14 protein-coding genes are annotated in these 12850 nt (G+C 39.0%); 4 read left to right on the forward strand and 10 right to left on the reverse strand.

All coding sequences use genetic code 11. The features are described 5' to 3' along the window. Positions 1–24 precede the first annotated feature (24 nt). The 3 genes from A9Q68_RS06205 (at position 25) to A9Q68_RS06215 (ending at position 2232) form a co-directional block, all read left to right on the forward strand. Complete coding sequence (locus A9Q68_RS06205; RefSeq protein ID WP_071793821.1) at positions 25–837, forward strand: PTS mannose/fructose/sorbose transporter subunit IIC; 813 nt, start codon at positions 25–27, stop codon at positions 835–837. A gap of 13 nt (positions 838–850) precedes the next feature. Beyond that, positions 851–1762 (forward strand): PTS system mannose/fructose/sorbose family transporter subunit IID, encoded by a 912-nt coding sequence (locus A9Q68_RS06210; protein ID WP_071793822.1) that lies wholly within the window; start codon positions 851–853, stop codon positions 1760–1762. Between the two features lie 107 nt (positions 1763–1869). Further along, positions 1870–2232, forward strand: a complete 363-nt coding sequence (locus A9Q68_RS06215) for a DUF956 family protein (protein WP_071793823.1) — start codon at positions 1870–1872, stop codon at positions 2230–2232. 27 nt (positions 2233–2259) lie between these two features. On the opposite strand, the gene A9Q68_RS06220 is transcribed toward A9Q68_RS06215, so the two are convergent. Continuing rightward, the gene (locus A9Q68_RS06220) at positions 2260–3327 is read right to left on the reverse strand and encodes an acyltransferase (RefSeq protein ID WP_071793824.1); all 1068 of its coding nucleotides are present in this window, start codon (positions 3325–3327) and stop codon (positions 2260–2262) included. 297 nt (positions 3328–3624) lie between these two features. Between A9Q68_RS06220 and serS the strand changes: the two genes are divergently transcribed. Further along, a complete protein-coding gene (gene serS, locus A9Q68_RS06225; protein ID WP_083426036.1) occupies positions 3625–4902 on the forward strand; it encodes a serine--tRNA ligase in 1278 nt (425 codons plus the stop codon). Between the two features lie 85 nt (positions 4903–4987). Here the strand turns inward: serS and A9Q68_RS06230 are convergent, their stop codons facing one another. The 9 genes from A9Q68_RS06230 to fabK are packed head-to-tail and all read right to left on the reverse strand — an operon-like array spanning position 4988 to position 12834. Further along, a complete protein-coding gene (locus tag A9Q68_RS06230; protein WP_071793825.1) occupies positions 4988–5758 on the reverse strand; it encodes an acetyl-CoA carboxylase carboxyl transferase subunit alpha in 771 nt (256 codons plus the stop codon). Beyond that, the gene (accD, locus tag A9Q68_RS06235; protein ID WP_071793826.1) at positions 5755–6621 is read right to left on the reverse strand and encodes an acetyl-CoA carboxylase, carboxyltransferase subunit beta; all 867 of its coding nucleotides are present in this window, start codon (positions 6619–6621) and stop codon (positions 5755–5757) included. Before accD ends, A9Q68_RS06230 begins: the two co-directional genes overlap by 4 nt. A gap of 2 nt (positions 6622–6623) precedes the next feature. Further along, positions 6624–7994, reverse strand: coding sequence for an acetyl-CoA carboxylase biotin carboxylase subunit (locus A9Q68_RS06240; protein ID WP_071793827.1), 1371 nt, complete (start codon positions 7992–7994; stop codon positions 6624–6626). 23 nt (positions 7995–8017) lie between these two features. Continuing rightward, on the reverse strand, positions 8018–8443 hold the full coding sequence (gene fabZ / locus A9Q68_RS06245; protein ID WP_071793828.1) for a 3-hydroxyacyl-ACP dehydratase FabZ: 426 nt from the start codon (positions 8441–8443) through the stop codon (positions 8018–8020). Then, positions 8440–8922, reverse strand: a complete 483-nt coding sequence (gene accB, locus A9Q68_RS06250) for an acetyl-CoA carboxylase biotin carboxyl carrier protein (protein ID WP_071793829.1) — start codon at positions 8920–8922, stop codon at positions 8440–8442. Before accB ends, fabZ begins: the two co-directional genes overlap by 4 nt. A 1-nt stretch (position 8923) precedes the next feature. Continuing rightward, positions 8924–10156: a beta-ketoacyl-ACP synthase II gene (gene fabF / locus A9Q68_RS06255; RefSeq protein WP_071793830.1), complete on the reverse strand. Its 1233-nt coding sequence runs from the start codon at positions 10154–10156 to the stop codon at positions 8924–8926. Positions 10157–10173: 17 nt separating this feature from the next. After that, positions 10174–10908 (reverse strand): 3-oxoacyl-[acyl-carrier-protein] reductase, encoded by a 735-nt coding sequence (gene fabG / locus A9Q68_RS06260; RefSeq protein WP_071793831.1) that lies wholly within the window; start codon positions 10906–10908, stop codon positions 10174–10176. 5 nt (positions 10909–10913) lie between these two features. Then, positions 10914–11840, reverse strand: a complete 927-nt coding sequence (gene fabD, locus A9Q68_RS06265; protein ID WP_071793832.1) for an ACP S-malonyltransferase — start codon at positions 11838–11840, stop codon at positions 10914–10916. Between the two features lie 19 nt (positions 11841–11859). Continuing rightward, complete coding sequence (gene fabK, locus A9Q68_RS06270) at positions 11860–12834, reverse strand: enoyl-[acyl-carrier-protein] reductase FabK (protein ID WP_071793833.1); 975 nt, start codon at positions 12832–12834, stop codon at positions 11860–11862. Between the last annotated feature and the right edge of the window lie 16 nt (positions 12835–12850).

The raw sequence follows: 12850 nt of genomic DNA on the forward strand, positions 1-12850 counted from the left end.
GATACACTTCGAAAGGATAAGAAAATGTCAGATATTTCAATTATTTCTGCTATCTTGGTCGTTGTGGTTGCCTTCTTCGCAGGTATGGAAGGTATCCTTGACCAATTTCAATTCCATCAACCACTTGTCGCTTGTACGCTTATCGGTCTTGTAACTGGTAACTTAGAAGCAGGTGTTATGCTTGGTGGATTTTTACAAATGATCGCTCTTGGTTGGGCAAACATCGGTGCTGCAGTTGCACCGGATGCTGCTTTAGCATCAGTCGCTGCTGCTATTATCATGGTTAAAGGTGGCAACTTCACTTCTCAAGGTGTTGCCGTTGCAACAGCAACAGCTATTCCTTTGGCAGTTGCAGGTTTATTCCTTACTATGATCGTTCGTACTCTTTCAGTTGCCTTAGCTCATACAGCTGATAATGCTGCTAAAGACGGTAATATTGCTGGTGTTGAACGCGCTCACTTCATCGCATTAATGATGCAAGGTCTTCGTATTGCTATTCCAGCCGCACTTCTTATTGCAATCCCAGCTAGCGCTGTTAAAGATGCTTTAGGAATGATGCCTGACTGGTTAAACGGCGGTATGGCTGTAGGTGGTGGTATGGTTGTTGCCGTAGGTTATGCTATGGTAATCAACATGATGGCTACTCGTGAAGTTTGGCCATTCTTCGCTCTTGGTTTTGCTTTCGCAGCCTTAAGCGACTTAACACTTATCGCACTTGGTGTAATCGGTGTAGCTATGGCCTTCATCTACCTTAACCTTTCTAAACAAGGTGGAAATGGTGGATCAGGTAACGGTGGATCAAACGATCCTATCGGCGATATCCTAGAAGACTACTAGAAAGGGGCCTAACATGACTGAACAAATTAAATTATCAAAAGCTGATCGCCAAAAAGTTTGGTGGCGTTCACAATTCTTGCAAGGTTCATGGAACTATGAACGTATGCAAAACTTGGGTTGGGCTTATTCTCTTATTCCAGCAATCAAGAAATTATACACAACTAAAGAAGATCAAGCAGCGGCACTTACTCGCCACTTAGAATTCTTTAATACTCACCCTTACGTAGCTGCTCCTATCATGGGTGTTACTCTAGCTCTTGAAGAAGAAAGAGCTAACGGTACTGACATCGATGATGCTGCTATTCAAGGGGTTAAAATCGGTATGATGGGACCTTTAGCTGGTATTGGTGATCCAGTATTCTGGTTTACAGTTCGTCCAATCTTAGGAGCTCTTGGTGCTTCATTAGCACAATCTGGTAACATCATGGGACCAATCATTTTCTTCCTTGGATGGAATATCATCCGTATGGCCTTCTTATGGTATACACAAGAATTTGGTTATAAAGCTGGTTCTGAAATCACTAAAGACATGTCTGGTGGTATCTTACAAGACATTACTAAAGGGGCATCAATCCTTGGTATGTTCATCCTTGCAGTATTAGTTGAACGTTGGGTATCAATTAAATTTACGGTTGACCTACCTTCTAAAATGTTATCAAAAGGTGCTTATGTAGAATTTCCTAAAGGAAACATCAACGGTGCTGAATTAAAAGGTATTTTAGGACAAGCCATTGGTGGTATGAGCCTTGATAAATATCAAGCACAATCACTTCAAGGACAACTTGATTCACTTATCCCTGGATTAATGGGACTTGTACTTACTTTCTTATGTATGTGGTTACTTAAGAAAAAAGTTTCACCAATTACAATCATTATTGCTTTATTTGTCGTTGGTATCCTTGCTCGTCTATTCGGTATCATGTAATAGATTAAAACCTGGGATTATATCCCAGGTTTTTTATTAGAAAGTAGTCAATTATTATTACTTTCCATATGCTATAATATTTCTAAAGCAATGAAGGGAGTTTCACTTTGGCAAAATCCATGAATACTACTGTCGACTTTAAAACAAAGGCAACTTCATACTTGGGTATGGGAGGTAAGGTCGGAAAAATTTTAGTTGGTGATAAAGCTTTTGAATTTTACAATGATAAAAATGTTGAAGACTACATTCAAATCCCTTGGTCATCCGTGAACCAAATAGGAGCGAATGTTTCAAGAAATAAGGTTAGCAGACATTTTGAAATTTTCACAGATCAAGGTAAGTTTTTATTTGCTTCCAAAGACTCTGGTAAAATTCTCAAATTAGCTCGTTTAAAGATTGGTAATGAAAATGTTGTTAGACTTCCAACTTTAATCCAGTTAATCATTAGCAAATGGTTTTCAAAAAAATAAGCTGGGACAGTTTGTCCTAGCTTATTTTTATTCTTCAAATGGTATCATTTCATCTAAACGTTTCATTAATTGATTAACATGCAACCATTTAAAAATTTGCATTCGGCTTTTTTCAATAAAGAAAGCAAAAATATAAATAATGATTGATACCCCCAAAATCAATAGAGGATAGATATAAATTGGTGCATTAATAAAAGGTTCAGCAAAATCCCTAATAACAAATTTTACCAGAAGTGGATGCAAGTGAGCCAAGTATACTCCAAGTGTTGTCGGAGCAACCAAGACAATAAAATCATGTAAATGGTGGTGCTTGGTGATGTCCATTTTTGCAAAAACAATGAATAAACAAATCGCACCTAAACTCAAACTTGGCGAAACATACCAATACCAGATATTACCAACAATAAATTTCATGGCGTAGGTTACAATCATCGAAATCGAGTAGACAGTCAATAATTTTTTTGTTGAAAATTTTTCAAGATCTAAACGATGTAAATAAGCCCCTACAATATAAAGGATGACCAACCAAGTCATTTCAAATCCTTTACTTAATGAGAATTCAGCTACACGATTATTCATAAGTGCTGGTAAGAGCGAAAAAACAAAGCCCATTAAAATAACTAAATTGTGTAATTGTTTATCAGTCAAAGATTTTAAGCCCCCATTGATCATGGGCATGAAAATGAGTAAGGCAAAGTAGGCCGACATATACCAGTATTGACCGCTTACGATTGGGAAAAATGCTTGACGCCAATTAAGCAGCGTTACAGGAAAGCCAGCAAGTGCAAACAAAAGAGTAATCGTAAAGGTGTAGAAAAACACTTGTAGCCAAATATTTGCTAATTTTGAATACTTATATTTAGATTTGCAACCAACATAGCCACTAATTAAGGCATAACAATTGACCGCTCCATATACTAATACTTGTATAATCCAAGTTACTATAAAATAGGAATCTGATTGTCCATCTACTTCAGACCTTAAACCACCTTTTCCTAAGACATGTGTTACAACTATCATAAACATTGAAATGATCCGTAACAAATCAAGGCCATAGTGATGGGTCCGGATTTTTTTAGTCATTTTATTAGTCATAAAACTATTCTATCACAAGTCATTTGATAATGCTTAATGTGAAAACCACTTTAAAAGGGTTTGATGTTTACATTTTACGCAATTTTGATATAATAGACCTATCGGATAAGTAGTTTGATTTCCTTTCCAGAAAGTCTGTGGTTGCTGTGAACAGATAAGTTAATCCTATGAAATTCTACCGATTAATAGTAAAAATTGATACTAATTAAGGGCACAGGATGTGAAGCTGGATGGAACCGCGCAATAGCGCTCCAGCATTTCATATGCTGTGTTTTTTTATATAAAAAGGAGTTAAATATGTTAGATTTAAAACGTATCCGTACTGATTTTGACTTAGTAGCTGGCAAACTTAAAACACGTGGTGTCTCAGAAGAAACGTTAAGTCACTTAAAAAATTTAGACCAAGAACGACGTCAATTATTGGTTAAATCTGAAGAATTAAAAGCTGAGCGCAATATTGCTTCTGCAGCCATTGCACAAGCTAAACGCCAAAAAGAAGATGCTAGTCAGCAAATAGAGGATATGCAGAAAGTCTCAGCAGACATCAAAAGCATTGATGCTGAACTAGCTGCTATCGATGAAAAAGTTACAGAAATCATTACTATTCTTCCTAACACACCTCATGATTCTGTTCCTGTTGGAGCTGATGAAGAGGAAAATGTGGAAGTCCGTCGTTGGGGAACACCTCGCACTTTCGACTTTGAAATCAAAGCACATTGGGACTTGGGAGAAGACCTGGATATTTTAGACTGGGAACGCGGTGCGAAAGTAACTGGAGCTCGTTTCTTATTCTATAAAAACTTGGGTGCACGCTTGGAACGCGCTCTTTATAACTTTATGTTAGATGAGCATGCTAAAGAAGGTTATCAAGAAATCATCACGCCATATATGGTTAATCATGACTCTATGTTTGGTACCGGTCAATATCCAAAATTTAAAGAAGATACTTTTGAATTAGATGGTACCAATTTTGTCCTTATTCCTACTGCTGAAGTTCCATTAACAAACTATTACCGCGGTGAAATTTTAGAAGGCAAAGAATTACCAATTTACTTCACAGCTATGAGCCCTTCATTCCGTTCTGAAGCAGGTTCTGCAGGACGCGATACACGTGGCTTAATTCGACTACACCAATTCCATAAAGTTGAAATGGTTAAGTTTGCCAAACCAGAAAATTCTTATGAAGAATTAGAAAAAATGACAGCAAATGCTGAAAATATCTTGCAAAAACTCAACTTACCATATCGTGTTCTGGCCCTTTGTACAGGAGATATGGGATTCTCTGCAGCTAAAACCTACGACTTAGAAGTTTGGATTCCTGCTCAAAATGCTTACCGTGAAATTTCATCATGTTCTAATACTGAAGATTTCCAAGCACGTCGTGCTCAAATCCGCTATCGTGACGAAGCAGATGGTAAGGTAAAATTATTGCACACCCTAAATGGTTCAGGACTAGCCGTTGGTCGTACTGTTGCAGCAATTTTAGAAAACTATCAAAATGCTGATGGTTCTGTAACAATTCCGGAAGTTCTCCGTCCATATATGGGTGGGGCTGAAATCATCGCTCCAAAATAAAGTAAAAAGGATAGCTAAGTGAGCTGCACCCCAAAAGTTAGATTTGTTGTCTAACATTTAGGGGTCACTTCATAAGCTATCCTTTTTAATATTGTCTAAAGCGATGATAACGCTGTTCTATTAAATCCTCGACTGGCAATGATTGTAAGGCTTGAATTTCTAAAATCAAGTCTTTTTTAATTTTAGAAACAATCTCACTTGAAAAATATCCACGCTCTGGAATGATCTTATCAACAACATTCATCTCTTTTAATTCACGGGCTGTAATTTTCATCAATTCTGCTGCTTCTGTTGCGCGAGAGCCATCCTTCCATAATATGGAAGCGAAGCCTTCAGGACTTAAAACAGCATAAATTGAATTTTCAAGCATCCAAACTTTATCAGATAAAGCAAGAGCTAAGGCTCCACCTGAACCGCCCTCACCTATTATAATAGCGATAATAGGAACTTTCAGGTCACTCATTTCCAAAAGATTACGAGCAATAGCTTCCCCTTGTCCTCTTTCTTCAGCACCAACACCTGGATAGGCACCTGCCGTATTAATAAAGGTAACAATTGGACGCCTAAACTTTTCTGCCTGTTTCATTAGACGAAGTGCTTTACGATAGCCTTCTGGATGAGGTTGCCCAAAATTACGGTGTAAATTATCTTGAAGGTTAGTTCCTTTTTGAATTCCTAACACTGTTACTGCTAATCCATCTAAATAGCCAATTCCACCAACAATAGCACCATCGTCCGAAAATTGGCGATCACCATGCAATTCCATGAACTGATCAAAAACTTGATTGGCGTAATCTAGAGTCGTCATCCGACCCTGATCTCTAGCTTCTTTTAATATCCGAGAAACATCAGTCATCGGCCACCTCCATGAAATGCTACCAAGTAAGCTATCGTATCGCGAAGTTCTGTCCTTTTGACAATAGCATCTACGAAGCCATGTTCCAGCAGAAATTCAGCTTTTTGGAAATCCTCAGGGAGATTTTCTCTGACTGTCGTTTCAATCACACGACGTCCCGCAAAGCCTACGAGCGATTGCGGTTCGGCAAGAATAATATCCCCTTGCATGGCAAAGCTGGCCGTTACACCACCAGTTGTTGGATCCGTTAAAACTGTCAGATAAAAGAGCCCAGCATTAGAATGTCTCTTAACGGCCGCAGAGACTTTGGCCATCTGCATCAGACTCATGATACCTTCTTGCATTCTGGCACCACCAGATGCAGTAAAAATAACCAAGGCTAAGTTTTCTTTAATTGCTAACTCTATGAGACGAGTGATTTTTTCGCCCACGACCGTTCCCATACTGGCCATAATAAAATGAGAATCCATAATGGCAAGCGCCATCGGAACACCTTTAACTTTCGCCTTACCCGTCAATACCGCTTCATGAAGACCTGTCTCTTCTTTTGCTTTTTTCAACTTATCCGAATAGTTTGGAAAACGAAGCGGATCTTGACATTCAATATCATCAAATAGCTCTTGAAAAGAACCCTCATCAACGATAAGTGTCAAACGTTCCTGAGCAGAAATCCGAAAATTATAAGAACATTCCGGACAGATTTTTGCTGGTCCTAGGTCCTTCTGATAAATAGAATGTTTGCAAGCAGGACATTTAGCAAAAAGTTCGTCTGGAACTTCTGGTACTAATTGACTAACCAAACTTTTTTGAGAGTTATGAGGGGTAATGCGGATGTATTTATCTTTTTTACTAAATAACGCCATACTTACTCCTCTGCATTAAGGTAATGTGGTAAGAAATTCTCCGTTAAAAAGGCGGTATCATAATCACCAGCAATGACTCGTTTTTCAGAAATTAAATCCAATTGGAAATCGATATTGGTTGAAATCCCCTCAATTTCCATTTCATAAAGCGCCCGTTGCATCTTCATCAGTGCATCAAAACGATTTTCTCCATGAACAATCACTTTTGCAATCATACTATCATAATATGGAGGGATGGTATAACCATGGTAAACAGCAGAGTCCACACGTAAACCGACTCCACCACAAGGCAAGTAGAGGTCAGTGATTTTACCAGGACTTGGGGCAAAATTAAAGCTTGGATTTTCAGCGTTAATACGACATTCAATCGCATGCCCTGTAATGTGAATGTCTTCTTGTTCTATTTCTAATGGTATGCCCGCAGCAATTTTAATTTGCTCTTTGACGATATCAACGCCAGTCACAAATTCAGTCACAGGATGTTCAACCTGAATGCGGGTATTCATTTCCATAAAATAAAACTGTCCGCTTCTTTCATCCAACAAGAATTCGATGGTTCCTGCATTTTCGTAGGCAACAGCTTGTGCTGCTTTGACAGCAGCTTGTCCCATTTCTTTGCGAAGCGTTTCGCCTATCGCGACAGAAGGGCTTTCTTCCAGGACTTTTTGGTTGTTACGTTGTAATGAGCAATCTCTTTCACCCAAATGCACAACGTGTCCAAAAGCATCCCCTAAAATCTGAACTTCGATATGACGAGCTGGGTAAATCAACTTTTCAACATACATTGCCCCATTTCCGAAAGCACTAAGGGCTTCTTGAGAGGCGGAATCAAAGGCTTCTTGTAAATCGGCAGCAGAAGTCACTTTGCGAATTCCCATACCACCACCTCCAGCAGAGGCTTTAAGCATAATCGGATAACCAACACGATCGGCAATTTCTTGAGCTTCTTGTGCCGAAAACACCTCGCCATCGGAACCTGGAATAACTGGAACCCCAGCTTTTTTCATTTGAGCACGGGCGTTGATTTTATCGCCCATTTTATCCATGATACTGGCTGAAGGACCGATAAACTTGATGTTCATCTCCTCACACATGGTGGCAAATTTAGCATTTTCACTTAAAAAGCCGAAGCCCGGGTGAATTGCTTGCGCACCTGTAACAATGGCAGCTGAGAGTACTGATTTCATATTTAAATAGGAATCTGTCGAACGAGCTGGACCAATGCAAATAGCTTGATCTGCAAGCATAGTATGAAGAGCAGTCTTATCGGCCTCAGAATAAACAGCAACTGTGGAAATCCCTAATTCTCTTGCTGCGCGAATAATCCGAACAGCTATTTCGCCACGATTGGCAATTAAGATTTTTTTAAACATTCTAATCCTCCACAGAAAGGTTATTACTGACTGGCAATGGCAAAGGTTAAAGTTCCACTAGCAGCCAATTTCCCATCAACTTCCGCCTTAGCTTCAACGACAGCAATGGTCCCACGACGCTTGATAAAAGTTGCAGTCATGATTAATTGGTCTCCAGGAACAACTTGTTTTTTAAATTTGACCTTATCCATACCGGCATAGAAAACCAATTTGCCTTTATTTTCTTCTTTTGAAAGTTCTAAAACACCTGCCGTTTGAGCCAGAGCCTCCATGATTAAGACACCAGGCATAACCGGATAGTCAGGAAAATGGCCCTCAAAAAAGGGCTCATTAATGCTTACATTTTTTAAAGCTACAATTTTATCATTGTCAACCTCTAGAACGCGATCTACCAAAAGCATTGGATAGCGGTGAGGGAGTGCTTCTTGAATTTTTTTTATATCTATCATTTTAATCTAACCAATCCACTTCCGAATTCAAGGACTTCTTCGTTGGAAACAAGGATTTCTGTGATAATGCCATCTTTTGGAGCAGGAATTTCATTCATGACTTTCATAGCTTCAATAATCATTAAGGTTTGGCCTTTTTTTACCTGACTACCAACACTTACAAAGTTGTCTTTCCCTGGTCCAGGAGATAAATAGGCAACTCCAACTAGAGGACTTTCAACCAATTCACCTTCAACTGCCTGAGCAGCTTCATCATTAACCTGAATGCTATCTTCTGAGGAGACCTCTGATTGTGTCGGTTCTACCTGTTGACCAATGACACTTTGTGATTCATTAGACCCATTGATTACAGGTTGAGGGATAACTTTAAGCTCATTTTTACTAAATGACAGTTCCTCCCCATTTACTTTGTATGAAAATTCTCTAAGCTCTGATTGATCAAATTGTCTCATCAGATCCTTTATTTCTTGAATATCCAACTTATTCCTCCCAGTTTTTGAATGCTAAGACGGCATTATGCCCACCAAATCCAAAGGTATTTGAAATGGCGTAATGAATCGCAGCATCTTTTCCTTGTCCATAGATAATATTTGCTTCAACATAATCTGACAACTCTTGTGTTCCAGCTGTCATTGGAACATATGAATGACGCATTGCTTCAATCGTCGCAATGGCTTCCACGGCACCAGCAGCACCTAATAAGTGACCTGTAAATGACTTAGTCGAAGAAACAGGTACTTCTTTACCTAAGACAGCAGCAATGGCTTGACTTTCTCCTTTTTCATTAGCAGGAGTTGAGGTCCCATGGGCATTAACATAATCAATGTCAGACGCAGTAATATTTGCTTCTTTAAGTGCTAAGTTAATTGCTTTTCGAGCTCCTAAACCTTCTGGGTGTGGTGAAGTCATATGGTAAGCATCACAAGTATTCCCATAACCAACAATTTCTGCCAGAATAGTCGCTCCACGTTTTTGAGCATGTTCCAGGCTCTCTAAAACAAGCATGCCTGATCCCTCACCCATGACAAAGCCATTACGGTCCTTATCAAAAGGAATGGATGCACGCTCAGGGTCTTCAGTTGTGGATAAAGCTGTTAAACTTTGGAATCCAGCAATAGCAAATTTTGTTATCGCTGCTTCTGCGCCTCCAGTTACCATCACATCTTGCATGCCAAATTTAATCAAATGGAAAGCATCTCCGATAGCATCATTAGAGGAAGCACAAGCCGTATTAATGGATTTACAAATCCCATGTGCATTTAATGTCATAGCGACATTACCAGCAGCCATATTTGGTAAAGCTTTTGGCAAGGTCATTGGTTTAACACGTCTTGGTCCTTTTTCATGTAGACGGATAACTTGATCTTCAATTTCTTGAATACCACCAATCCCTGTTGCAACAATGACACCCATACGGTCCGTATCAACACTATCTAAATCCAGTTGCGCATTGCTAACCGCTTCTTTTGCAGCATACAAGGCGTAAAGGGAATACATATCAAAACGGTTTAAATCTTTTTTTACAAAATACTTATCAAATGGAAAATCCTTAATTTCAGCTGCATTTTTGACAACAAAATCTGTCGTATCAAACTTGCTGATTGGACCAATTCCAATTTTACCATTTTTTAAGCTAGACCAAAAGTCTTGAGGGGTATTTCCAATGGGAGATGTTACACCATATCCTGTTACTACTACTCTATTAAATGTCATTTTTCTTTACCTCAAATTTACTGCATGGTCATGCCACCATCGATGGCAATAACTTGACCTGTGATATAGTTTTGACCAGCCAAATAGGTTGCTAGTTGCGCAACTTCTTGGGCCTTACCAATTCGTTTCATTGGAATCTGACTGAGAATACTGTCTTTTGTTTTTTCAGTCAAGACATCTGTCATATCAGACTCAATAAAACCAGGTGCAATCGCATTTACAGTAACACCGCGACCTGCAATTTCTTTGGCAACTGATTTGGTAAAACCAATCAAACCAGCTTTTGAGGCTGCATAATTAGCTTGACCAATATTCCCAGTCAAACCAACTACGCTAGATAGATTGATAATAGCACCTTGACGAGCTTTTGACATCGGTTTTAAGACTGATTTTGTCATGTTGAAGGCACCAATTAAATTGATTCTGAGAACCGTTTCAAAATCTTCTTGGGTCATTCGCAAGACTAATTTATCATAGGTGATGCCAGCATTATTGACCAAAATATCTACTGAACCTAACGTCTCAACTGCTTGATCAATCATCCTTTGAGCATCTGTACTATCAGAGACATCACCTGAAATAAAAATCGTTTTCCCTTCAAATGCTTCGAAGTCTACCAATACTTCAGGAGCAATTTCAGAACGACCATTCAAAATAATATTTGCACCTAATTGAGCAAATTCTTTTGCAATAGCTAAACCAATTCCACGGGTCGATCCAGTGATAAAGACATTTTTACCTTTTATATCCATTTACCTTAATTCCTACCTTCTAAATAGAGTCGCAATGAAGAAATATCTTCAATACTAGTTGTTTTTAAGTTTTTATCTATTTTTTTAATAAAGCCACTTAAAATACTTCCAGGACCAATTTCAATAACTTGGTCGCAACCTCTCTCCTGAAGTTTTTTAATACTTTCATAAAATCTAACAGGCTCTTTGACTTGGCGAGCTAAGAGTTGAGGAATATCCTCTTTCATCATTAGTTCAGCTTCAGTATTACCAATTAGTGGACAGTCAAATTCATTAAAGGAGATCATTTTTAATTCTTCACTTAGTTTTTGACTGGCTGTTTCAAGAAGTGCTGTATGAAAAGGACCAGAAACATTTAAAGGAATCAGTCGTTTGACACCAGCTTCTTTTAGGAGTTCAAGAGCATCATTGACAGCTTCAATCTCTCCTCCGATAACAATTTGACCCGGAGTATTGTAATTTGCAGGTGAAACGATGCCTTTGGCAGAAGCCTTTTGACAAATGTCTTCGATAAGACTAGCTGGTGTATTTAAGACAGCTACCATCTTACCTGTTCCAGCTGGAGCCGCTTCTTCCATAAACTGACCACGTTTTGCCACCAATTTCAAAGCTTCTTCAAATGAAATAGCACCTGATGCTACTAATGCTGAATATTCCCCCAATGATAAACCTGCTACCATATCAGGTTTGATATCATAAGATTCAAGAACCCGATAGATAGCTATTGATGTTGTTAAAATGGCAGGTTGTGTGAAACGCGTTTGATTTAACTTTTCGCCATCATGATCAATTAGTTGACGTAAATCATAACCTAAAATCTCTTTAGCTTGCTCAAATGTCTCTTTAGCAATTGGGTAGGCATCATAAAAATCCCTTGCCATTCCAAGCTTTTGAGCCCCTTGACCTGCAAATAATAGTGCTAATTTTGTCATTTGACAACCTCATCTACAATTAGTTTTCGTTTCTTTTAACGTTATTCCATCGTTCTGCTTGGGCCTGAATAACCTCGGCAGCTCCATAGAAAATATCCTCAATAATGGCTTGGCAACTCTCTTCTTTTTCCACTAAACCGGCAATTTGACCAGCCATAACGGAACCATTGACCACATCTCCATCCACAACTGCAATCCGAAGTGCTCCAGCGCCCATTTCTTCAATATCTTGAGCTGTTCTTTTATCAGCTAAGAATTCTTTTTCAGCTTTAGAATAGGCTGAAGTAAGTCGGTTTTTTAAAGCACGGACAGGATGGCCTACAACCTGAGCGGATACTACAGTGTCAATATCTTTTGCTTTTAGGATTTTATCTTTAAAGTTTTGATGGGCATTTGACTCTTTGGCAACAACAAATCGTGTCCCAACTTGAACTGCTTCAGCACCTAACATAAAGGCTGCCGCTGCACCATGTCCATCAGCTATACCTCCAGCAGCAACAACAGGAATTGCAAGCGTATCTACAACTTGTCTAACTAAAGTCATGGTGGTCAGTTTACCAATATGACCTCCAGCTTCCATACCTTCGGTGATGACGGCATCAACACCTAGTTTTTCCATACGTTTAGCCAAGGCTACACTTGGAACAACTGGAATAACCATAATACCAGCAGCATGTAATCGCTCCATATATTTACCTGGATTACCAGCTCCTGTTGTAACAACTTTAACACCTTCTTCAATGACCAAATCAACAATATCGTCAACAAAAGGTGATAAGAGCATAATGTTAACACCAAAGGGCTTATCAGTAATAGATTTAACGCGGTCGATGTTTGCTTTGACCACTTCTTTTGGTGCATTTCCGCCACCAATAATGCCTAAGCCCCCTGCATTTGAAACTGCCCCTGCCAAATCCCCATCAGCAACCCAGGCCATTCCTCCTTGGAAAATTGGGTATTCAATTCCTAGTAACTCTGTAATACGTGTTTTCATAGTGTCCTTTTCTTGT

The organism is Streptococcus bovimastitidis (assembly GCF_001885095.1).
In the GTDB taxonomy this organism is placed as follows: Bacteria; Bacillota; Bacilli; order Lactobacillales; family Streptococcaceae; genus Streptococcus; species Streptococcus bovimastitidis.

Coding starts and splice junctions, on each gene's coding strand:
- A9Q68_RS06205 (WP_071793821.1), top strand. CDS start 25: ATGTCAGATATTTCAATTATTTCTGCTATCTTGGTCGTTGTGGTTGCC.
- A9Q68_RS06210 (WP_071793822.1), top strand. CDS start 851: ATGACTGAACAAATTAAATTATCAAAAGCTGATCGCCAAAAAGTTTGG.
- A9Q68_RS06220 (WP_071793824.1), bottom strand. CDS start 3,327: ATGACTAATAAAATGACTAAAAAAATCCGGACCCATCACTATGGCCTT.
- serS (WP_083426036.1), top strand. CDS start 3,625: ATGTTAGATTTAAAACGTATCCGTACTGATTTTGACTTAGTAGCTGGC.
- A9Q68_RS06230 (WP_071793825.1), bottom strand. CDS start 5,758: ATGACTGATGTTTCTCGGATATTAAAAGAAGCTAGAGATCAGGGTCGG.
- accD (WP_071793826.1), bottom strand. CDS start 6,621: ATGGCGTTATTTAGTAAAAAAGATAAATACATCCGCATTACCCCTCAT.
- A9Q68_RS06240 (WP_071793827.1), bottom strand. CDS start 7,994: ATGTTTAAAAAAATCTTAATTGCCAATCGTGGCGAAATAGCTGTTCGG.
- fabZ (WP_071793828.1), bottom strand. CDS start 8,443: ATGATAGATATAAAAAAAATTCAAGAAGCACTCCCTCACCGCTATCCA.
- fabF (WP_071793830.1), bottom strand. CDS start 10,156: ATGACATTTAATAGAGTAGTAGTAACAGGATATGGTGTAACATCTCCC.
- fabG (WP_071793831.1), bottom strand. CDS start 10,908: ATGGATATAAAAGGTAAAAATGTCTTTATCACTGGATCGACCCGTGGA.
- fabD (WP_071793832.1), bottom strand. CDS start 11,840: ATGACAAAATTAGCACTATTATTTGCAGGTCAAGGGGCTCAAAAGCTT.
- fabK (WP_071793833.1), bottom strand. CDS start 12,834: ATGAAAACACGTATTACAGAGTTACTAGGAATTGAATACCCAATTTTC.